This is a genomic window from Saccharopolyspora phatthalungensis, assembly GCF_014203395.1.
Classification (GTDB): domain Bacteria; phylum Actinomycetota; class Actinomycetes; order Mycobacteriales; family Pseudonocardiaceae; genus Saccharopolyspora; species Saccharopolyspora phatthalungensis.
Map to the genome: position 1 here is coordinate 2,293,932 of NZ_JACHIW010000001.1, position 20,863 is coordinate 2,314,794.

Consider the following 20,863-nt stretch of genomic DNA (forward strand, 5'->3'; position numbering starts at 1 on the left):
GTTCACCTTCTGTTCATTTCAATGGTGGCGATCGTCTACCCCGACTCCTTAGCGTCCCCTTCGAGCGGCAATAGCACGGGCCTGCGCCGGCTCGGCCGCGCAACCGCAGGGTTTCCAACTGGAGGAACGAAGTGAAGATCAAGCGGCACAGCGCTGCGTTCGCCGTTCTCGCCGCGGGCGCGCTCGTGCTCGCCGGCTGCGGCTCGGACCAGAACGCCCCGGCCGGCGGCGGCAACCCGGCTCTGGACGGACTGCAGGTCCAATGCGGCACCAAGCCGGTCTCCGCAGAGGGTTCCTCGGCACAGAAGAACGCCATGGACGTCTTCGCACGCGACTACGGCCTCAAGTGTCAAGGCCAGCAGGTCAACTACACGAAGTCCGGCTCCGGCAAGGGCGTGGCAGCCTTCACCGCCGGCCAGATCGACTTTGGCGGCTCGGACTCGGCGCTCAGCGAGGAGAAGGGCGAGGTCGCCAAGGCCGCCGAGCGCTGCAAGGGCAACCCGGCCTGGAACCTGCCGATGGTGTTCGGTCCGGTCGCCATCTCCTACAACCTGCCCGGCGTCTCCGACCTGACCCTCAACGCCGAGGTGATCGCCAAGATCTACCAGGGCCAGATCAAGAAGTGGGACGACCCGGCGATCAAGGCGCTGAACCCGAACGCGCAGCTGCCGGCCAAGGACATCGTGCCGTTCTTCCGCTCCGACGAGTCGGGCACCACCGAGAACTTCCAGAAGTACCTGGCCACCGCCACGCACGGTGCCTGGACCGGCAAGGGCAAGCAGTTCCAGGGCGGACCCGGCATCGGTCAGGGCCGCGACGGCAGCGACCAGGTCGCGCAGTCGGTGAAGTCCACCGAAGGCAGCATCACCTACGTCGAGTGGTCCTTCCCGAAGAACCTCGGCCTGGGCATCGCCAAGATCGACAGCGGCGCGGGCCCGGTCGAGCTGACCACGGCCAACGTCGGCAAGGCCATCGAGACCGCCGAGATCAGTGGCAAGGGCAACGACCTGCGGGTCAACCTCGACTCGATCTACGGCAACAAGTCCGCAGGCGTCTACCCGATCGTGCTGAACACCTACGAGATCGTCTGCTCCAAGGGCTACGACGCGGAAACCGCGAAGGCCGTCAAGGCGTTCCTGACCGTCGCCGCCAACGCCAACCCGCAGGAGCTGGAGAAGGCCGGCTACGTCTCGCTGCCGGAGGCCTTCAAGTCCAAGGTACTGACTGCCGTCAACGCCATCTCGTGAGTAACCCTGGTCGCACATACCAGGGCGGACTGCGAGTCGAACGGATGAAGTGAGAGGCTGCAAACAGCAGTGACCGACTCCACGAGAGCCGATCTGCGCCCCGCGGACACCGACCCCGGTGCCCCGCGGGGCGCTTCGGCACCCAGTTCCGGACCGGAGGCACCCATTTCCGCTCCCGACACCTCCGCGGGCAAGACGTTCCGCATCGGCGACCGGGTGTTCTCCTCGGTCGCCACCGCATCCGGCGCGTTCGTGGTCGCACTCATCGCCGCGATCGGGATCTTCCTGCTGATCCGGGCCGTCCCGGCGCTGCAGGTCAACCAGGTGAACTTCCTGTTCAGCCGGGCGTGGAACACCGCGAACCCGAGCGACCTGAGCTTCGGCATCATCGACCTGGCCTGGATCACGGTGGCCAGCTCGATCGTCGCCTTGGTCATCGCGATGCCGATCTCCTGCGGCATCGCGCTTTTCCTCACCCAGTACGCGCCGCGCGGCCTGGCACGCCCCTTCGCCTACATCGTCGACCTGTTGGCGGCGGTGCCGTCGGTGATCTACGGCCTATGGGGCTACCTGGTGCTGGGGCCGGTGCTCAAGCCGGTCGCGGTGTGGTTGAACCAGAACCTCGGCTGGATCCCGATCTTCGCCGACGGCAACGCGCCGACCAACTCCGGCGCCAACGTCTTCACCGCCGGCATCGTGCTGGCCGTGATGATCCTGCCGACCATCACCGGGGTGAGCCGCGAGGTCTTCTCGCGCACTCCGACGATCCACATCGAGGGCGCCCTGGCGCTCGGCGCCACCCAGTGGGAAGTGGTGCGCACCACGGTGTTCCCGTTCGGTCGCAACGGATTCATCGGCGGCTCGATGCTCGGTCTGGGGCGCGCGCTCGGCGAGACCGTCGCGCTGACGATCATCTTGAGCATGAGCACCGCCCCGCCGAACTACAGCATCTTCGACGCCGGAGCCACCTTCGCCTCCAAGATCGCGCTGGGTTCGGGAGAGTTCAACAACAACCTGCAGGTCGGCGCCTACATCTCGGCCGGACTGGTGCTGTTCATCATCACCTTCGCGGTGAACGCGATCGCTCGTTGGATCGAGAACACCAGCGGTAAGGGGAAAGCATGAGAACCGACACCGCTGACGTGGAGCAGCTCGCCACCCCACCGGCGTTCCAGCGCATCGGCTTCGCGCGGAAGTTCAAGAACAACCTGGCCACCACGCTGTTCGCGGCGGCCTTCGTGGTCGCCGTGATCCCGCTGCTTTGGGTGCTGTGGACGCTGCTGGAGCGGGGCCTCCGGCCGGTGCTCAGTGCCAACTGGTGGACGCATTCCTTCCGGGGGCTGCTGCCCAACGACTTCGGCGGCGGCATCTACCACGCGCTGATGGGCACCCTGCTGCAAGGCCTGGTGTGCGTGGTGATCTCGGTGCCGCTGGGCATCATGGTCGGCATCTACCTGATCGAGTACGGCCGGGAGTCCCGGTTCGCGCGGATCGCCACGTTCATGGTCGACATCCTCAGCGGGCTGCCGTCCATCGTCGCCGGCCTGTTCATTTACGCGCTGTGGATCACCACCCTCGGGTTCACCCGCAGCGGTTTCGCGGTGGCGTTGGCGCTGGTGCTGCTGATGCTGCCGGTGGTGGTGCGGGTCACCGAGACGATGCTGCTGATCGTGCCGGACGAGCTGCGTGAGGCGTCCTACGCGCTCGGGGTGCCCAAGTGGAAGACCATCCTGCGCATCGTGTTGCCGACGGCGCTGTCCGGCATCCTCACCGGCGTGATGCTCGGCCTGGCGCGCGTGCTGGGCGAGACCGCGCCGCTGCTGATCCTCGTGGGTTACTCCAACGCGATCAGCTTCAACCTCTTCGACGGTGAGATGGCGTCGCTGCCGCTGGTGATCTACATGGAGCGCAGCACCGCGACGGTGGCCGGTGACTACCGGATGTGGGGCGCCGCGCTGACCCTCGTGCTCGTCATCATGCTGATCAACCTTGTCGCGTCGCTGCTGTCCAAGCTGTTCGCGATCAAGACCAAATAGGGCGGTACCGAACTCATGGCCAAGCGTCTCGATATCAAGGACCTGAACCTGTACTACGGCAAGTTCCACGCCGTGCAGGACGTGACCCTCCAGGTGCCCGCCCGCAGCGTCACCGCGTTCATCGGCCCGTCCGGCTGCGGCAAGTCGACCGTGCTGCGTTCGCTGAACCGGATGCACGAGGTCATCCCGGGGGCGCGGGTCGAGGGCAAGGTGATGCTCGACGGCGAGGACGTCTACGCCAACGAGGTGGACCCGGTCCAGGTCCGCAAGACCATCGGCATGGTCTTCCAGCGAGCCAACCCGTTCCCGACCATGTCCATCCGGGACAACGTGGTGGCCGGGCTGAAGCTGGCGGGCGAGAAGAACCGCAAGCACCTCGACGAGGTCGCCGAACGGGCGCTGCGCGGCGCGAACCTGTGGGAAGAGGTCAAGGACCGGCTGACCAAGCCGGGCGGCGGGCTCTCCGGTGGTCAGCAGCAGCGGCTTTGCATCGCGCGGGCGATCGCGGTGCGCCCGGACGTGCTCCTGATGGACGAGCCATGCTCGGCGCTGGACCCGATTTCCACGCTGGCGATCGAGGACCTGATCGCGCGGCTCAAGCAGGATTACACGATCGTCATCGTCACCCACAACATGCAGCAGGCCGCGCGGGTGAGCGACCAGACGGCGTTCTTCAACCTGCGGGCGATCGGCGAGCCGGGCCAGTTGGTGGAGATCGACGATACCGGCAAGATCTTCTCCAATCCGGCTCAGAAGGCCACCGAGGACTACATCTCCGGCCGCTTCGGCTGATCGTGTGAAGCCGAGGGGACCACTTCAATCAAGAGGGCCCTTCATGCATTCCCAAGTGTGTCCAGCGATCGCACCACAGTGGACACCTTGTATGCGGAATTCAGCAGATGTCCATTGCGGATCTCCGAATGGGATCAAGCCGGTGATTCGTCGGCGACGGCGGAGATGAAGGCGCTGGAGTCCTTGGGGTTCAGGGCTTGGGCGCAAACCTGCTCGAAGGCCTTGAGATAGCCGCCGGTGTCGTCGGCCTTGTCCAGGAACCGGGAGTTCGCCGAGTCGCCGAGGTGCACGACCAGCGGGTCGGCGTCGTCGGGGAAGGAGAACACCGCGATCCGGTCGCCCATCAACGGGTGCCCGCCGCCCCGGAACGGCAGCACCTGGATCGTGACGTTGCGCCGATACCCCAACAGCACCAGGTGCTCCAGCTGCTGGCGCATCACGCCCGGCCCACCGACGGCGCGCCGCAGCGCGGACTCGTCGAGCACCGCCCACAACTCCAACGGGTGTTCGCCGAGCAGGCGCTGCTGCCGAGTGGAGATCACCGTCAGCCGCTCCTGCAGCTCGTCGGATCCGTGCCCGCGCGGATCGGCGGTCAGCAGCGCCTGGCTGTACTCCGCGGTCTGCAACAGCTCCGGCAGCGGATCCGCGCCGTAGCAGCTCACCGCCTTCGCCGAGGTCTCCAGGCCGAGGTAGGTCTGCAGGCCGGGGCGCTGCGCGGTGCTCGGGTACTGCTGCCACCAGCCGCGCTGCTTGGAGTCCTGCGCCAGGTCCACCAGCGCCGCGAGCTGGTCGCTGGTGGCGCCGTAGAACTCCGCCATCAGCCGCACGTCAGAGGTGCGCACCGGCACCCGGCCAAGTTCGATCTGGCTGATCTTGCCCTGCGAGCAGTCCAGGTGGGCTGCGACTTCTCGGTGCGTGCGGCCGGCGGTTTCGCGCAGTCGCCGCAGCTCGTTGCCCAGTCGCCTACGGTGCACGGTAGGACTCTTACGCACCGCACACCCCGCCGGACGCGGTTCGGAACCTTCTCACCCGGACGAGCATCGCACAGGATGATCACAACAGCGAGTACTGAGACCGAGTATTAATACTTCCGCGATCGAGCCGCCTGTGACCTGCGAGAACGGCTCAGCCGGTCGGCATCTTTCCGGTCACGATGAACACCACTCGCCGGGCCACCGACACGGCGTGGTCGGCGAACCGCTCGTAGAACCGGCCTAGCAGCGTCACGTCCACCGCGGCCGCCACCCCGTGCGACCACTCCGGGCTCATCAGCACGGTGAACAGGTGCCGGTGCAGGTCGTCCATCTCGTCGTCGTCCTCTTCGAGCCCGCGCGCGGCCTCGACATCCTGCGTGCGGATCACGCTGTGGACCCGCCCGGCGAGCTTGACGGCGATCCGGCCCATCTCGGCGAAGTACGGCTGCACGTCCGGAGGCAGCACCGCGTTCGGGTGGCGGCGGCGCGCGGACTTGGCCACGTGCAGCGCCAGGTCACCCATCCGCTCCAGGTCCTCGGCGGCGTGGATGGTGGAGATCACCGTGCGCAGGTCGCTGGCGACCGGGGCCTGCAGGGCCAGCAGCCCGAAGGCGTGCTCCTCGGCCCGGGCCCGCGCCTCGTCCACCTGGACGTCGTCCTCGATGACCTGCTCGGCGAGCTCCAGATCGGTCTCCAGGAGAGCCTTGGTGGCGAGCTCCATGGCCGTGCCGACCATGGTCGACATCGAAGCTAGTTCGTCGGCGAGCTTGCCGAGCTGTTCCTGGTAGACCTCACGCATGCTCCCCAGAGTACTTCGAGCCGGAATCGGACAGAATGACCTGTGGTGAACCAGCGGTGAACGGATCATGATGAAGCAGTTCCCGCGGCGGCTCTGACCAGCTCAGCGAGCCGGGTCGCCGCTCAGCCGCAGAGGTCGGTGGCCGCGTTCACCGTGGACAGGCCGTTGGGCACGGACGGTGGCTGGTTCGGGTCCGCCGGTTGGGTCGGGTCCACCGGCTGCTGCCGCAGGCCGCTCGCCGCCACCGCACTACCGCCGCCACTGGGTATCACGCTGGTCTGCGCTGCCGGTTCGGTATTGGCCGTCACCGGGGCGCCGTCGATGATCGCCTGGAACAGTGCCTTGGTGTCGGCATCCCGCAGCACCTCCATGCCTTCGTCGTTGGCGTAGCCGGTGGTCGGCACGGTGATGAAGGTGACCCGACTGGCGTCCAGACCCTGCAGCTGCTGGCCCAGGTCCATCAGCCGGTCCACGCCGACGTTCTCGCCGAAGGTGTTCGCGCTGACCGCCTTGACGAAGCTGCTGAGCTTGGCCGGGTCGAGCAGCACCTGGCTGGACATCGCCTTGCGCAGCAGCGAGGACAGGAACAGCTGCTGGCGCTGCATCCGCCCGTAGTCCGAGGTGGGGTCCCCCTTCACGTGCCGGGCGCGGACGTAGTTCAGCGCCTGCTCACCGGTGAGAGTCTGCCTGCCCGCCTGCGGAAGCACGGTTCCGAGCGTGGTGTCGATGATCGGCTTCTCGGTGCAGACCTGCACGCCCTGCACCGCATCGACCATCGACTTGAAACCCTGGAAGTCGATGCCCAGGAAGCTGTCCACCCGCAGCCCGGAGACCTGCTGGACGACCTTGGTCGTGCACAGCGGCCCGCCGACCGCGTAGGCCTCGTTCAGTCGCACGTTCTTGCGCGCCGGCACCTGCTCGCCGGTGTATTTGCCGGTGGCCGAGTCCCAGCGCTCGCAGGCAGGCATGTTGACCTGCAGGTCGCGCGGGAACGACACCAGGATCACCCGGCTCCGGTCGGCCGGAATGTGCGCGATGATCGTGGTGTCCGACCGCGCCCCGGGCTCGTCCTTCGCCGTGCCCACACCGTCGGCGGCGGACGCCCCGGCACGGGTGTCCGAGCCGACCAGCAGGAAGTTCTGGTCGCCGCTCTGCTTGGCGACGTCCCTGATGGAAGCCGAGTTCGGGTCCAGCGCCGCGATGGACGGCGGGCCCCAGATCGTGGTGGCGCCCCAGGCGATGCCGAGCGTCAGGAACACGGTCAGCGAAGCGGCCATCGCCACCGCCATCACGATCAGGTTCGTGCGGCGCTTGCGCTGCTTCTTCTTCCACTCCATCCGGGACTGGCCGTCGCGGCCCTCGACGAAGTCGAATGGGATGTCAGTGCCCAGCTCCGGCTCCCGGCGCTTGCCCAGCAGCCAGGAGTACTTCTTGCGCCGGGCGGCCTCCTCGGCGGCGATCTCGTCGTGGACCGCGGAGAACCGGGCCAGCGTGGCGTCGATCTCCTTGATGTCGTTCTTGCGGACCTCGGCATCTTCTTCGAAGTCTTCGAACTCGTCCTCGTCGTGGAGGTCCGGGGCCGCGACGATGGCGGTTTCCTCGGCGTCTGCGACCGGCGGTGCCACCGGCTTGGCCATGGTGGTCTTGTCGTCGTGTTTCGGCCGCGCGACCACCGACGTCATATCGGCCTGCTTGGGTCGCTGGTCGGCCTGCTTCGGCGGCGTCACCAGCGCGGTCTTCTCGGCCTGCGGAGGATTCGCCGGGACGGCCGGATGCTGGGCGGTGGCTTCGAGGTCTTCGTCCACCGCAGGCGGTGTTGGGCGTGCCGGGCGCGGCGCGCGGCGTGGCGGCCTGGCCGGGGCGGCATCACCGGTCAGTGCCTGGGTGATCCGGGTCGATTCGGCCGCGGACCGCTCACCGCCGGTGCGGGCGGGTGGCTCGGCCGGAGCGCTGTTGCGGGCGGATCGGTCAAACGTCGCGCCGTTGCGGCCCGCCGGTGGCTCTGGCGGAGCGCTGTTGCGCGCGGCGGTACCGCCGGCGAAGGCAGCAGCAGCGCCGCCGGGGCTCGGCCGGGCGCGGCCCGCAGGGCCCTCGGGAGCGGGCCGAGCGGGGCCGTCCGCAGGAGCACGGCGGTGCCCCTGTAGCGGTTCGCCGTTTGGCGTCTGAGGGGCGCGAGAGCCCGCCGCAGGCGGTGTCCAGCCAGACGGCGGCCCAGCGGGCGGAGGAGTGCCGGGCCGGTTCGGCGGCGCGGAGCGGGGGCGGCGCGAAGCGCCCTCTGGCGCGGTCCAGCCGGCGCGCGGGTCCGACGGCTCGGGGTGCTCGGGGCGGGAAGCCCGGCCGGAGGGGGCAGCGGGGGTGCCTTGAGGCGGTCGCGCGGCGCGGCGCGGTTTCGACGCCTGCGGCGGCTGCGGGGTCTGCGGATGGTGGGGCGGCTCCGGTTCGGCGGCGCGTCGGTGGTTGGAGCCGTTGCCCGGGGTCTTGCCGTGCTTGGAGAGCAGGTCGACGACGCGGGTGCCCCCGGTTCCGTCTTCGCTGAGTGCGCGTCGACGCCGACCGGTCGATGCGGCGGTGCCGTTGTCGGCGGCGTCCTCGTCCGGGCGGGAACGCCGGTGCCCGAATTCGCCATGCCGGGGGTCTTGCGGCACGCGTTTTCCCTCCCACCTGCGAAAGCCAACGGTCTCCGAGTAACGCCGACGCGCTCGATACCCCCCGACGCGTATCGGTCGGCGCCTCCGCGATAGTACGGCCGATCGCCCGAACTGACGATAGTGGGCGACAATTTCTTCACAATCGGTGCACGATCCCACCTGTCATCTCGCCCAATACCACCAACTGTGTTATGCAGTTGACCGGCAAAAATGAAACTTAAATGCACCCAGTGCTTTCATTTGCTCGCGATCAGTAACCGGCTACTCTTCGCGGAGATGCCGCACGCCGAGAGGCCGCGATCCCGGCCAATCGGACTTCTGTTCCCGTCCGGTACGCGACCGCGTTTCGCCCCGCCTGTTTAGCCGCGTAGAGCAGTGCGTCCGCGCTGATCAACTGCTGTTCGGCCGACACCGGAGCGGAGTCGGCCGAGGTGTGCTCGTGCGCGACCCCGATGCTGATCGTCACTCGCAGCCCCGGCGCCATCTGCGGCCAGGGAAAGCGTTCCACGCGGGAGCGCGCCGTTTCGCACAGCGCTATGGCGGCCGTCGGTTCGATGCTCGGCAGCACCAGGACGAACTCCTCACCGCCGTAGCGCGCGCAGAACGCCCCGGTCGGCAGCACTTCCTGCAGCAGGTCGACGACGCGCTGCAGGACCCGGTCGCCGAGCAGGTGCCCGTAGGTGTCGTTGACCTGCTTGAACCAGTCCAGGTCGACCAGTGCGACGGCCAGCCCGTCGTCGCTGCCGACGTGTTCGGCGAGCAGATCGGCCAGCCGTTCGTCGAGGTAGCGGCGGTTGTAGCTGGCGGTCAGGCTGTCCCGCAGGCTCTGTTCGCGGGCCTCGGCGTGCTCGCGGCGCAGCCGGTTGACCTCGTGCCGCAGCTGCTCCGGCACGCGCGGGGTGTTCGCGGTGGACATCAGGTCCAGGGCTGACCGCAGGTGGTGGTAGGCCTGCCGCCACTGGCCGCGCGAGGCCAGCAGGCTCGCGATCGACTCGTGCAGCTCCGCCATCCCGGTGCCGTTGGCCAGATCCTGGCGGGTGCGCTGGCCGGGAGGCAGCACGGTGGCCGAGTCGTCGTCACGTAGTGGCTCCGGCCCGGCGAAACCGTTGCGCAGTCCGGTCATCGCACTCACCTCCCGTCCGTGGTGTCGTCGGGTGGGACGGATCGCTTGAGCTGGACTGACTCGCACGACGCCCTAATTCGCTCAACCGGCTGACCCTGGCCTGGTCTGAATTGACGAGCGCCGCGTCGAATCCCCCAGCTGCCTAGGATGTGTACCGGGCGGAGGGGTGGATGTGGAAGCAAAACGGGTCGGACCCACCCGCACGGACGAGCAAACTAGTGTGTGTTTCTTATCACCGCATCGCAACTTCATCGCGGTCGCCCTCGATTTGCGTTACTAGCGATTGAGCGTGCAATCAATTACCCGGTGGGGCAAGGCGCGAACCCGTACATGCGATCGTCGACCAACACGAGGTGTTGCGAACCGATCTGATGGCCGGTGGTGCTGCCATCCGATCGGGTGGTCACCTCGACGCCGATGATCCAGATCTCGCCGCGCGGCCGGATGCCGTCCGGGGCGAAACCCGGATCCGGCCGGAGTGTCGACAGTGCCGGGTCGAGTTCGACAGTGGTCGCACCGAGATCGCAGGCCTGGCCCGCGAAATCGGGATGTTGTGTGCGGCGAAAGAACTCCTGTTGCGCGTGGGGCCCTTGAGCGGCAGCGGTGTTGTTGTCCGCGAAGTACTGCTTGGACAGTCGCAGCGGGTCGGGCTCGGTTGGTGCCACGGCACAGCCGGCCGCGAAAAGCACGGCCGACACGCTAGCGAGGGCGCCCAGTCGGCCGCGAATGCGGCCCCGCGCAACGGATTTCAACCCGACGCGGGGCGTTCCGTTCGGCGCCGCCACTCAGCCGCCGCTGTGCTCGATCTCCGCGCCAGTTGGCACGGTGGCGTCTTCGGGGTCGTCCAGCCATCCCTCGGGCAGCACGACCTTGCCCGCCGAGCCCTGACGCCCGCGCGGGCCCTCGGCGTCGACCGGGAACGGCACGTCCGGGTCGAGCTGGGCCAGCAGGTCGTCGAGCTGCGCCAGGCTGGACACCAGCCCGAACTGGTGGCGCAGCTCGGAACCCGCCGGGAACCCGCGCAGGTACTGCGCCATGTGCTTACGCAGGTCGCGCAGGCCCTTCTCCTCGCCCATGTGGTCGGCGAGCAGCTCGGCGTGCCGTCTGAGGACCCCTGCGACCTCGCCCAGCGCCGGGCCGGATGGGATCGGTTCGCCGGCGAAGGCCGCCTGCAGGTCGCGGAACAGCCACGGTCGGCCCAGGCAGCCCCGGCCGACAACGACGCCGTCGCAGCCCGTCTCGGCCATCATCCGGAGCGCGTCGTCGGCGCTGAAAATGTCGCCGTTGCCGAGCACCGGGACGGTCCGGACGTGCTCTTTCAAGCTGGCGATGGCCGACCAGTCCGCAGTCCCCGAATAGCGCTGGGCCGCGGTCCGGCCGTGCAGCGCGACGGCTGCGGCGCCGTTCTCCTCGGCGATACGGCCCGCGTCGAGGTAGGTGATGTGGTCGTCGTCGATGCCGATGCGAAACTTCACCGTCACCGGGATGCCCGCCGGTTCGGCCGCGCGGACCGCGGCCCGGACGATCTCGGCGAACAGGCGCCGCTTGTACGGCAGCGCGGAGCCCCCGCCCTTGCGGGTCACCTTGGGGACCGGGCAGCCGAAGTTCATGTCGACGTGGTCGGCGAGGTCCTCGTCGACGATCATCTGGACGGCCTTGCCCATGGTCACCGGGTCGACGCCGTAGAGCTGCATCGAACGCGGGCGCTCATCCGGGTCGAAGGTGATCATTTCCAGCGTCTTCGGGTGCCGCTCGACCAGGGCCCGACTGGTGATCATCTCGCAGACGTAAAGCCCGGCGCCATACTCCCGGCACAGTCGGCGGAACGCGACGTTGGTGATCCCGGCCATGGGCGCGAGCACCACCGGCGGATCGACCACGTGCGGTCCGATCCGCAGCGCAGGCGCGGCCGGGCGGGTTTGCGCGGGGGGCGAACTGAGCACGGTCATCGGCCCCATTGTCCCCGACGCCGGGAAGTTCCCGCCGTGACCTGCGCCGCGGGGCCCCGGTTGCTCGGTTGCGGCTGCCGCGCGCCTGCCGCCCGACCGGCGCGCGGCGCGGAAGCGGCTCAGAACTTGGCGTTGACGCAAGCCAGGCGATCGCCTGCGGTGCCAGCCTTTCCGGGTTCGGTGTGGGTGTGCGTCGCATGGATCACGACGGACTGGGCGTCTTGCCTGTTGGCGAAGGACCAGTCGCCCTCTGCGGTCGCCATACCGCCGCCATGGGGACCGGTGTGGATGTCCAGCCACACCTCGTTGCGCGGGTTCGCGTAGGCCGGGTCGACCGACGGCTTCACCGGATCGGCCTTCTCCTGGAAGTGCGGGCCCGCGTCTTCACCGGTTGGACCGCACGGCTTGGTGTGCACATGGGCCCCGTAGTCGCGGTTCGGCTGCAAGCCCTCGACGTTGAGGGTGATCTTGGTGTGGCCGTCGATACGCTGCGAGGACAGGTTGACGTGGGATCCGGGCGGCACCTGAGCTTGGTCGTAGGTGACCGCCTTGGCGTCCTGCGTGTAGGGCTCGAAGGTGGCCGACGTCTGCTTGGCCGAAGCGGATTGATCGCCCGGGGAACTCGGCTGAGTGGCAGGCGGTGCCGCACCTTGCTGGCCGCCGCAACCGACGAGCAACGCGGCAGCCGTGCACAAGCCGAAGATCGAACCGAGCAGTCGGCTTCGCTGCTGAAACATGAGCATCTGTCCTTTGTCGTCGCAGTACGAAGTGATGTCGATTCTGTCTGTACTCGCCGATTCGTAGGCACCGGCACCCGCAGGTGTCCCGGGAACTGCTCCGAGCGTATGACCGCAAGCCGTCGGTGTCCTGTCGCGCCGTCCGGGGCCCGCGCGCAGTTGTTCAGAAGGCGGTGACACCCTGGGCGCTGGGCTGGAGGCTGCCGACCTGCATCGACTTGATCGGGAACTCGGGGTAGCCCGCACCGTAGGCGCTGCCACCCGTGCCGATGATGTCGGCGTTCACCGTGCCTTCGGCGCCCGGCAGGTGCGCCCTGAAGCCGGTGGTGACCACGGTGTGGTCATCAGCCTTGTCGCCGAGTTCGAGGCGCACCCCGGCGAACGCGGTTTCGCCCGAGGCAAGGCTGATTTCCGTTGGCGCGCCGGGAACCTCGACCTGCTCGCTCGGCACGTCGGGGCGCGAGGTGCCCGCCATGTCCTGCGGTACGACGTCGGCCCAGCCGTTGAGCGAGCAGACCCACGTCGACCTGTTCGTCACGGCCATCAGCAGGATGCCGGGGCGGCCCGGCTGGACGTTCAGGTCGACCGCGAAGTCGGCGGCCGAGCACTTCGCGCCGGTTGGCTGCGCGCTGTTGTTCGAGTCGACCAGGCTCGCCGAGGTGGCCACGCCGCTTGGTGTCCGGGAGCTCCAGCCGACCTCGCTGGGAGACACGGCAGAGTCGCTTACGGGCTGGCCGCAGCCAGCTAGCAGCAGCGCCCCGGTGAACAGTCCGGCGATGGCACCCAGCATCCGAGTCCGGTTGGGCATGTCGTTCCTCTCGTCTAGCGCAAGAACCGTTTCGAGCCTTTGATCCCGAAGACGCCTACGAGCCGTCGTGGTTGCTCAACCGATGCGAGAAGAATTCAAAAAGGGATCGTGACCTGCCGGTAGAGCCTGTCTCCCGGCCACGACCGGTTGGGGCGCAGTGGTGTCGCGGCCCGCAGATCGCGATCACGACAAAGCCGAAGGCGGGGAGATCTCTGGCGCCCCGCCGACCCAACGAACCCGAGGTGTGATCTTCATCGGGCATGAAGCTCCGACCAGTACCGCACAAGATCGTCGGGACCTTGTAACCTTGTGCGCGCGGGGCGTTAGCTCAACTGGCAGAGCAGCGGACTTTTAATCCGCGGGTTCTGGGTTCGATCCCCAGGCGCCCCACGCAAAACCCCAGGTCACACGGCCTGGGGTTCTTTGTTGCAGAGACACTCCGCCGCACGTTCCAACACAAAGCGTTAGGGGCTCGTCCGCGCTGTCTCCAGAGCGTGGCTGTTCCCGACTGATCGCCTTGCGACTCATGTACATGTTCTGCGGCATCGACGGCCGAGAATGCCCGAGCCGATTGGCGATCACACGGGCCGTCGGCCCCGCCTCGTCGAGGATGGTCGCGGCCGTCTTGCGAAACACGCGCACGGTCACCATCTCCGTCGTCGTGGGATCTGGTCGTCGGGTTCGGGCAGGGCAGGCGGGACCTCTTCTCCTGTGCGTGGCCCGGATTTGCCTTGATTGGCAGGCGGAGTCCACTCGCCCGCCAGCGCGCAGGAGATCAGCGTAATCGCCGTTTTCGCTGCGACCGCGTGGGAAAGGATCACCGTGACCGGTGGCTTCCAGTCATGGGCGAACTCGATAGCAAGCACCGAGTTTTCCTCCACCCGAATCCTCACGTTGGCGCGCGGGTGCACTGTCACCGCGAAGGGCTCGCCGTCGCTGCCTCTGTGCACCGCAGTCACCGCGTCCCCTTGGTGTTGCCTGCCTCGATGCGGCCAGCCCACAGAGTTGCCTGCGACTCGAACGCCTCTGTCGCCGATCCCAGTGCTGCCAGCACCCACCACGGCAAATCCTGCACAGTCGCGAGGTTGCGCCAGGCCGATGCCACGTGGCGCGAGGCGAGCGACACCCCCTGGGCTACGGTCGGATCGCCGCCCGAGGAGAACGAGGCGATTTCGAATGCCTGACCGTAGGCGCGGTATGCCGCTTCCCAGGTGCGAACGAATTTCTCGGGCACGGTAACGCCCTGATGGAGCAGCTTGCTGCTGTATGCAAGCCCCGACCAGGCCGGGGCACGCCGGGCGTGCGGCCTGGCGGCCGGTCCCGGCGGCCGGGGCGGAAAGGAAGGCAGGCGGCCAAGAACCGCGCAGGGGCCGCCGTAATGAACCGAAGCTCGGTGAGCACCAGGAGGGACGAGTACCAGAAGCACGGTCAGGCCGCCGAGATGCGGATGTGCGAACCGCCGAATTCCGTGCCGACGGCGCCAGCGCTTTGGGTCCTCCTGGACAGTTCAACGGACCAGTGCTGGGCACGTGGGCAACGGTTCGGCTTGCCACTTCCGGTGCACAGGCCTGCATTCCGGCGGCGTAGCGGGTTGCCTGGCTCTGGTCCATGGACGAGGTAGTGCCGATCCGCGGAGTGGTGAGGAGTGATCACTCAGGCGTGGTTTCTGCCGTCAGACCTCACCCTTTCAGCCCGCCTGAACCACGCTTGCGGGCGGTATGAGCTTGACAAGTTTCTCGCGGTGGTGGTGCACACACGTGCCACAACCAACGGCGAACAACGACAACTGACGACTACGAGCGGACGCGCCGACCTGTGCACACCTGGCAGGGGGCTTGGTCACTCGTTGTCGTCCCCTACCTTCAGTCCTCTGAGCTCGTGAAGGCCTGGTCAAGAATGTCGATCGCGGCGCGCCGAGCAGGTGAGTCCCTGCGCAGCGCCAATCGATCACGAGCCATCTTGTATACCTCGTCGTCTGACCGGGGGCCGATGACGTAGACGATCACAACCGTTCCGTCAGACTCAACTCGATAGATGATCCGGTATTGTTTCTTGCCTACGACCAACTTGCGGAAGGTTTTCAGACTCGCGCCGAGTGGAGCTCCGCGTTGTTCGGGCGACGTCTCCAGTTTGACCAGTCCCTTGGCGACTACCTCCCGAGCGGATTGGTCAAGATCGAGGAAATCCTCTTGGGCTTCCGGAGTCAGGATGACCTCGCTCACACCTCGGCCTCATCCTCGCACTCGATGTCGTCAAGGTCGGCACGGTCGATGCCAGCCTTGGCAAGCATGCTGTCGAGGGTGATGCGCTCGCCGGTGTCGGTGAACATGCGGGAGAAGGCGAGCGCCAGCAGGCGCAAGTCGGACTCGGCTTCCTCAAGGTGCTGCAACCGCTCGAGGCGTCGGAGGTTGACCACTCCAGCGACTGCACGGCTGTTGCTCATCAGCACGATGGGCTCATTGCTGTCGCGTGCGTCGGCGACCAACCGGCTGACGCCCGCCTTGGCAGCTTCGGTGATCGTGCGGGTGTTGGAGAGCTCGATCTTCATGGTGACAACGCTCCGCTCCGGGCAACTCCGGCTAGTCAACTCTCTGTCTAGAATCATATACAGACGCGTCAAGTCCAAAGACTTGGCCGTGTGTCCGGAGGAAACCTTCAGTTCAGATGCTCTGACGTCGGTTCGATGCGGTTCCGGCTTGTGTCGCCAATGCTCGAAGTATGAACACCTGTTCAACCGCATCAGGAGCAGCCTCGTGGGCCCGGCCAGTGGGAACCATCACGGTGCCACCGAGGTCGCCCGCGGCACCACAACAGTGCACGCCGACGCCCAGCCAATCACAGTCGACCAGGCCGCCGTCCTCCCCCCAAACGGCCATGCGGTCACTTTAAGCACGCGTCACCGAGTCAAAGTCCCGACGCACCGGGCGGTAGCGTCACTCGAACGCGCGTTCTGCAGTGAAGCCGTTCGGTGGGAGGAAGCACCGGAGCCGCGCAGGCCGGTCACGGGTACCCAACGTGACGCGGCCCGCCAAGAACCTCGCCTCCGGCGCGAAAAGTTGCTACGAAATTGCCAAGAATCAACCGCAGATGACGTTCAAACAACGGCAGGCACGCGCAACCTGAGATTGCCACCCGCGCAGCTAACGGCAGGTATCGGCGAACAACGGCAAACATTGTCGATCATGGAACCGAGATCTGCGGGTTCTGTCTTGGCGCGGGTGTGCGAGTTGTGAGGCGTCGCGGGGGCTGGAGCGTTGGCGGCTAGGGCGTGGAGAGGTTGGGCGTGTTGACTCTGCCCTGCGGGTAGAGGTCATGCTCGAAACGTGGATGAGCTACTGAGCATCGGCGAGTTCTCGTCGCAGTGCGGCCTGTCAGCCAAGATGCTTCGGTCCTACGCCGCCGTCGGCCTGTTGGTACCGGCCGCCGTAGACGCCTGGTCGGGCTACCGCTACTACTCGACCGACCAGCTGCACCAGGCTCGAATCATTGCCTTACTTCGCCGGGCTGGCATCGCGGTCGATGACATCACGAGCTTCTTCGCTCATCTCGACGCGGGCCAGCTTGAACGGTGGGATCACGAAATCGTGCAAACCTCGGCGGACCGCCGTCAGGCCCTGGCCGAAGCCCGAGCCGCCCTCGCCCTCGGTCCAACACGTCCGTCTACGCAACCGATCATCCAAACGAAAGGATCCGAGGTGACCAGCAGTTTTGTCGCAGGGACAACCACTCACCCGGGCGGAAGCGAGATCAACCAGGACGCCGTTCTCGTCGCCGAGGGGCTGTTCGCGGTCGCGGACGGCATCGGTGGCCTTGCATACGGGGAGGTTGCCAGCAGACTCGTCCTCGACACGCTCGACGCCAGCTTCGCTAAAGATCGCAGCATTGCAGGGCTCCTCCACGCCTACCAGGAGGCCAACCATGCGGTCTGGCGGCACGCCAACCGCGATGAGGCAACCATGGGGACGACCGTGGTGGCCCTTGCGATCACCACCGACGCTGCCGCCGTGGCCCTGCACGCAGGTGACTCACGCCTGTACCGCCTTCGCAACGGGCGCCTTGACCAGCTCACACAGGACCACACTGTCATCGCGGACTTGATGCGCGCCGGAGAGATCAGCCAAGCACAGGCCCAGATCCATCCGCATCGGTACGTGCTTACGCGAGCGATCGGCGTCGGTCCCGACGCCGATGTCGACTACGCAGGAGTGTCCTGCAAGGCCGGCGACCGACTCCTGCTCTGCACCGACGGCCTGTTCAAAGCCCTGTCCGCTGACGACATCAAGGCGGTGTTGGCATCGCAGGTGGAACCTCAAGAATCCGCAGACCAACTAGTCACAAGTGCGGTCGAGCGTGGAGCCGAAGGCAACGTCACGGCCATGGTGATCAACGTCGAATAACTGGAGCGGGTTGAGGGGCTTGGTGCGCGCGTGGTTGCTCTGCCCTCACCTCATCGGCCTCCACAAGGGCTGACGGCCGCGTCAAGGGGCAGGCCTCGACAACCAGTGTTGTAGTCATCGCAGGCTTCCCCTCGACGTACCGGGTCGATGGGGTGAGGGCAGAGGCCTCTCGTACAGGTGGTTCGGGCGGGCGTCAGTTCGCTGCGGAGAACCAGCCGGCGAGCACCAGACGAATCCCACCAGCCCACGTCACCGAGTCGTCTTCTTCGTCGCGGACGGACACGGCGCAAATCTGCTGGAGGGCACCGGGGTGCAACCGTCCTTTGGCTGCGACCAGCAGGTCCTCGTAGAGCTTGCGGCCGAGCTCGAAGGCGGCGGCCGGATCATCCGCCGTCTCCGTCGTCGTGGCCTCGATCGCCATCAAGTCGCCCGCCGCCTGGATCTCCGTGTCGTTGGGGCGACCGGGCTCGAACCTCGCTCGACCTTTCAGTACGGAAACCACTTCACCAAAGTCCACGATGTCACTCATGCGCTCAGCCTACTGAGAGCTTCGACGCTTCCGGTCGGCCAGCGGCGGACTATGGAACTCAAGGGCAAATGCCGATGACCTGTTGTGCTGTCACGCGGTCGACATGACCCGGCGCACCGTCGAACGGTAGGTCAGCCGTACCGGACGGCATGGGTGGATGTGGAAAAGCACCACTCCAGTGCTTGACACCTTTCTCGCGCCGAAGCGAACAGCCGGCGGCCCATTCTTTACCCGGAGTCCTGATCCGGGAACCGACGGTCACCATATTCCGTTGGCTAAGCGATGGTGGCTTCGGCTGCTTCGAGGATCCTTGACCAGGGGATCTCTTGGGCTTGATCGTTTCTGGGACCGTATAGGCGCCAGTATTCGTCGCCCGTCAGGAGCCGGACCCCGGCCGCCGTCAGGGTTTCCACGTGCGATTTCCACGCCGGATGGCGGACCTGGGTGATGTTGATTTTCGGGAACACCACCACCGGGATTTCCGGTGTGCCGATCGCCTCGCCGAGCGTCGTCAATGCCTGGTTGTCGGCTAGGCCGAGGGCGAGCTTGGCCACCGTGTTGGCAGTCGTCGGGCACGCTAGGTAGCAGTCGATCGGCGGGTGCGGTCGGCCGTCGCTGGGCAACCGGGACTCGACCCGGCACGGCAGGCCGGTCACCTGCTCGATTCGCTCGGTCTCGCCAAGCGCTCGCAGCCACCTGCCAGCCGTCGGCGTCAGCGTCACGGCAACCTGCCAGCCCCGGGCCATCGCCGGTTCGATCAGCGCCGGGCGAATCCGCTCCACGCCACCGGCCGCCGTTGCGATCAGGCCCAAAGTCCGCGCACCCACCCGGTCAGTATGTCGCGGGCGCGACCGGTCCTTGCCAGAGCACCCACGACCGCTACGTTTCCGATGGTCGACTTGCCGTAAAGGAAGCCCCGGAGGCCCGACCCGCCACAGTGGACGATCGAACCGCGAAGTGCCCTATCGGCAGGCGGTTTGGTGTTGTCGAGCCGCTCGTTTTGGTTGCTACAGCGGCTGAAACAACGCGCGAGTCGGTCAGTCGCTTCGGCGGATCCGGACCAGTGGGAGTCGGTCGGCGATGTCGGGCGGTAGTGGCGCCGGGTCGATCAGGTCGGCGACGCCGAGGATCTTGCCGAGGGAGGTCGCGGTACGGGGGTGCGCTTCGCGGTATCGCGCCAGGATGGCGCGAGCCTCGGCGGCCGGGAGGACCGTGGCACGGGCCGGTGTGGCGCGGACATGCCCGTGCCACACCCGGACCTCGGGGGTCTCGCCGACGTTGCGAAACCACTGGGAACTCGGTCCGTAGCCGGAGACCAGGATCAGCGCGCCGGGCTCGCGGTCGAGGACTTCGAGCACCGCGTAGCGGCGTTTTCCGCTCAGCCGGCCCCGATGCTCCAGCATCATGATCCGGCTGCCGAGCAACCACCCCAGGCCGTGCCGGTACAGCGGGATCGGGGCGCGGGCCAGCCACCGCGGCATGCGTCGGACCATCGTCGTCTCCTCGGTTGATCGAACGTTCTTCTACCACTGCATGCCCCGCACCGCGACCGGGTACTTCGGCACCGATGAGTTTTCGCGCCAGGCGGGTCGATACCCGTAGAACGAAGTTTCGGCGCAGATGTGCGCAACGAGGAGGGGCAGTGGGGTTTTCGAAGGCGCGCTTGGCGCGCATGCACGACGTCATGACCGGCTATGTGGCGCGAGGTGCGATGCCGGGGCTGGTGACGCTGGTGAGCCGACAGGGTGAGACGCAGATCGAGGCGTTCGGGACGCAGGCGGTCGGCGGAGCTGAGCCGATGCGGCGGGGCACGATCTTCCGGATTGCCTCGATGACCAAGCCGATCACTGCGGTGGCGTCCCTGATCCTGGTGGAGGAATGCCTGCTGCGGCTGGACGACCCGGTCGACGGCCTGCTGCCTGAGCTGGCCGATCGCCGAGTGCTGGCGCGGGTCGACGGCCCGCTCGACGAGACGGTGCCCGCCAACCGCCCGATTACCCTGCGAGACCTGCTGACCTTCCGTTTCGGCCTCGGTTACGTGCCGGGCGAACCGCCGGTCTTCCAGGCGATGGCGGAGGCCGGGCTGGCCCCGGGCCCGAACAATCCCGACCTGTCCGTCGACGAGTGGATGCGGCGGCTCGGAGACCTGCCGCTGGCCTACCAGCCGGGTGAGCAGTGGCTCTACCACACCGGATCCGACGTGCTGGGCGTGCTGATTGAGCGCGCCACCGGCCGGCCGTTCGCGGACTTCCTGCGGGAGCGGATCTTCGAACCCCTCGGGATGCGCGACACCGGCTTCCACGTTCCCGCCGACCAGCTGCACCGGCTGGCGCCCAGCTACCAGGCCGGGCCGAGCGGCGAGCTGGAGCTGCGCGACGATCCCCGGGACAGCGCGCCGAAGTTCCCCTCCGGGGGCGGCGGGTTGGTCTCGACGGTCGACGACTACCTGCGCTTCTACCGGATGCTGTTGGCCAAGGGAACGTCCGGGCAGGAGCGGATCCTGTCCCGGCCGGCCGTGGAGCTGATGGTCGCGGATCAGCTGACCGCCCAGCAGAAGATCCATGCGCAGCCGATCCTCGGCGCGGACGCGGGGTGGGGGTTCGGTCTAGCCGTCGTCGTCCGCCGGGTCGATCTGACTACCACGCCGGGCCAGTTCGGCTGGGCGGGCGGGCTCGGCACGACCGCCTTCGCGGATCCCGCGGAGGACTTGATCGGCATCATGCTGACCCAGCGCGCGATGGATTCCGCCACGCCTCCGGCCCACTTCGCCGACTTCCGCACCACGACGTACCAAGCCCTCGACGACTGACGCGATCGCCACCGG

The 20,863-nt window shown here is 67.2% G+C and carries 20 protein-coding genes and 1 tRNA gene; 7 read left to right on the forward strand and 14 right to left on the reverse strand.

Going from position 1 to position 20,863, the window contains the following annotated elements:
- The first annotated feature begins 131 nt into the window (after positions 1–131).
- The 4 genes from pstS to pstB all read left to right on the forward strand — a co-directional run bounded on the left by pstS (position 132) and on the right by pstB (position 4,075).
- Positions 132–1,247: a phosphate ABC transporter substrate-binding protein PstS gene (gene pstS, locus BJ970_RS10270; RefSeq protein WP_184726046.1), complete on the forward strand. Its 1,116-nt coding sequence runs from the start codon at positions 132–134 to the stop codon at positions 1,245–1,247.
- A gap of 165 nt (positions 1,248–1,412) precedes the next feature.
- The gene (gene pstC, locus BJ970_RS10275; protein WP_312864445.1) at positions 1,413–2,372 is read left to right on the forward strand and encodes a phosphate ABC transporter permease subunit PstC; all 960 of its coding nucleotides are present in this window, start codon (positions 1,413–1,415) and stop codon (positions 2,370–2,372) included.
- A complete protein-coding gene (gene pstA, locus BJ970_RS10280; protein WP_184726048.1) occupies positions 2,369–3,283 on the forward strand; it encodes a phosphate ABC transporter permease PstA in 915 nt (304 codons plus the stop codon). Before pstC ends, pstA begins: the two co-directional genes overlap by 4 nt.
- 15 nt (positions 3,284–3,298) lie before the next feature.
- Complete coding sequence (pstB, locus tag BJ970_RS10285; protein WP_184726049.1) at positions 3,299–4,075, forward strand: phosphate ABC transporter ATP-binding protein PstB; 777 nt, start codon at positions 3,299–3,301, stop codon at positions 4,073–4,075.
- Positions 4,076–4,209: 134 nt separating this feature from the next.
- Here the strand turns inward: pstB and BJ970_RS10290 are convergent, their stop codons facing one another.
- From BJ970_RS10290 to BJ970_RS10325, 8 genes are all read right to left on the reverse strand, one after another.
- Positions 4,210–5,067 carry a helix-turn-helix domain-containing protein gene (locus BJ970_RS10290; protein WP_312864189.1) on the reverse strand — a complete coding sequence of 286 codons (858 nt, stop codon included), beginning with the start codon at positions 5,065–5,067 and terminating at the stop codon, positions 4,210–4,212.
- 133 nt (positions 5,068–5,200) lie between these two features.
- On the reverse strand, positions 5,201–5,848 hold the full coding sequence (gene phoU / locus BJ970_RS10295; protein ID WP_184726050.1) for a phosphate signaling complex protein PhoU: 648 nt from the start codon (positions 5,846–5,848) through the stop codon (positions 5,201–5,203).
- A 122-nt stretch (positions 5,849–5,970) separates the two neighbouring features.
- Complete coding sequence (locus BJ970_RS10300) at positions 5,971–8,493, reverse strand: LCP family protein (RefSeq protein WP_312864190.1); 2,523 nt, start codon at positions 8,491–8,493, stop codon at positions 5,971–5,973.
- Positions 8,494–8,746: 253 nt separating this feature from the next.
- Entirely contained in the window at positions 8,747–9,619 is an 873-nt protein-coding gene (locus BJ970_RS10305; RefSeq protein ID WP_184726051.1) for a GGDEF domain-containing protein, read from the reverse strand.
- A 299-nt stretch (positions 9,620–9,918) separates the two neighbouring features.
- Positions 9,919–10,308, reverse strand: a complete 390-nt coding sequence (locus BJ970_RS10310) for a hypothetical protein (protein ID WP_312864191.1) — start codon at positions 10,306–10,308, stop codon at positions 9,919–9,921.
- Between the two features lie 96 nt (positions 10,309–10,404).
- A complete protein-coding gene (gene dusB, locus BJ970_RS10315) occupies positions 10,405–11,568 on the reverse strand; it encodes a tRNA dihydrouridine synthase DusB (RefSeq protein WP_184726053.1) in 1,164 nt (387 codons plus the stop codon).
- A gap of 119 nt (positions 11,569–11,687) precedes the next feature.
- Positions 11,688–12,305: a superoxide dismutase family protein gene (locus tag BJ970_RS10320; protein WP_184726054.1), complete on the reverse strand. Its 618-nt coding sequence runs from the start codon at positions 12,303–12,305 to the stop codon at positions 11,688–11,690.
- 163 nt (positions 12,306–12,468) lie between these two features.
- A complete protein-coding gene (locus BJ970_RS10325) occupies positions 12,469–13,113 on the reverse strand; it encodes a DUF4232 domain-containing protein (RefSeq protein WP_184726055.1) in 645 nt (214 codons plus the stop codon).
- A 317-nt stretch (positions 13,114–13,430) separates the two neighbouring features.
- On the opposite strand from BJ970_RS10325, the gene BJ970_RS10330 reads away from it, so the two are divergent.
- A tRNA-Lys gene (locus tag BJ970_RS10330) sits at positions 13,431–13,503 on the forward strand.
- 565 nt (positions 13,504–14,068) lie between these two features.
- Here the strand turns inward: BJ970_RS10330 and BJ970_RS10335 are convergent.
- From BJ970_RS10335 to BJ970_RS10345, 3 genes are all read right to left on the reverse strand, one after another.
- On the reverse strand, positions 14,069–14,347 hold the full coding sequence (locus tag BJ970_RS10335; RefSeq protein ID WP_184726056.1) for a hypothetical protein: 279 nt from the start codon (positions 14,345–14,347) through the stop codon (positions 14,069–14,071).
- 628 nt (positions 14,348–14,975) lie between these two features.
- Positions 14,976–15,335 carry a type II toxin-antitoxin system RelE family toxin gene (locus tag BJ970_RS10340; RefSeq protein WP_184726057.1) on the reverse strand — a complete coding sequence of 120 codons (360 nt, stop codon included), beginning with the start codon at positions 15,333–15,335 and terminating at the stop codon, positions 14,976–14,978.
- Complete coding sequence (locus BJ970_RS10345) at positions 15,332–15,661, reverse strand: prevent-host-death family protein (RefSeq protein ID WP_184726058.1); 330 nt, start codon at positions 15,659–15,661, stop codon at positions 15,332–15,334. Before BJ970_RS10345 ends, BJ970_RS10340 begins: the two co-directional genes overlap by 4 nt.
- A gap of 775 nt (positions 15,662–16,436) precedes the next feature.
- On the opposite strand from BJ970_RS10345, the gene BJ970_RS10350 reads away from it, so the two are divergent.
- On the forward strand, positions 16,437–17,510 hold the full coding sequence (locus tag BJ970_RS10350) for a MerR family transcriptional regulator (protein WP_184726059.1): 1,074 nt from the start codon (positions 16,437–16,439) through the stop codon (positions 17,508–17,510).
- Positions 17,511–17,703: 193 nt separating this feature from the next.
- Here BJ970_RS10350 and BJ970_RS10355 read toward each other — a convergent pair whose 3' ends face one another.
- The 3 genes from BJ970_RS10355 to BJ970_RS10365 form a co-directional block, all read right to left on the reverse strand.
- On the reverse strand, positions 17,704–18,039 hold the full coding sequence (locus BJ970_RS10355) for a hypothetical protein (RefSeq protein ID WP_184726060.1): 336 nt from the start codon (positions 18,037–18,039) through the stop codon (positions 17,704–17,706).
- 275 nt (positions 18,040–18,314) lie between these two features.
- Positions 18,315–18,866, reverse strand: coding sequence for a flavoprotein (locus BJ970_RS10360; protein ID WP_184726061.1), 552 nt, complete (start codon positions 18,864–18,866; stop codon positions 18,315–18,317).
- A 210-nt stretch (positions 18,867–19,076) separates the two neighbouring features.
- Positions 19,077–19,532, reverse strand: coding sequence for a nitroreductase family deazaflavin-dependent oxidoreductase (locus BJ970_RS10365; RefSeq protein WP_184726062.1), 456 nt, complete (start codon positions 19,530–19,532; stop codon positions 19,077–19,079).
- A gap of 149 nt (positions 19,533–19,681) precedes the next feature.
- On the opposite strand from BJ970_RS10365, the gene BJ970_RS10370 reads away from it, so the two are divergent.
- On the forward strand, positions 19,682–20,848 hold the full coding sequence (locus BJ970_RS10370; RefSeq protein ID WP_312864192.1) for a serine hydrolase domain-containing protein: 1,167 nt from the start codon (positions 19,682–19,684) through the stop codon (positions 20,846–20,848).
- Positions 20,849–20,863: the final 15 nt, after the last annotated feature.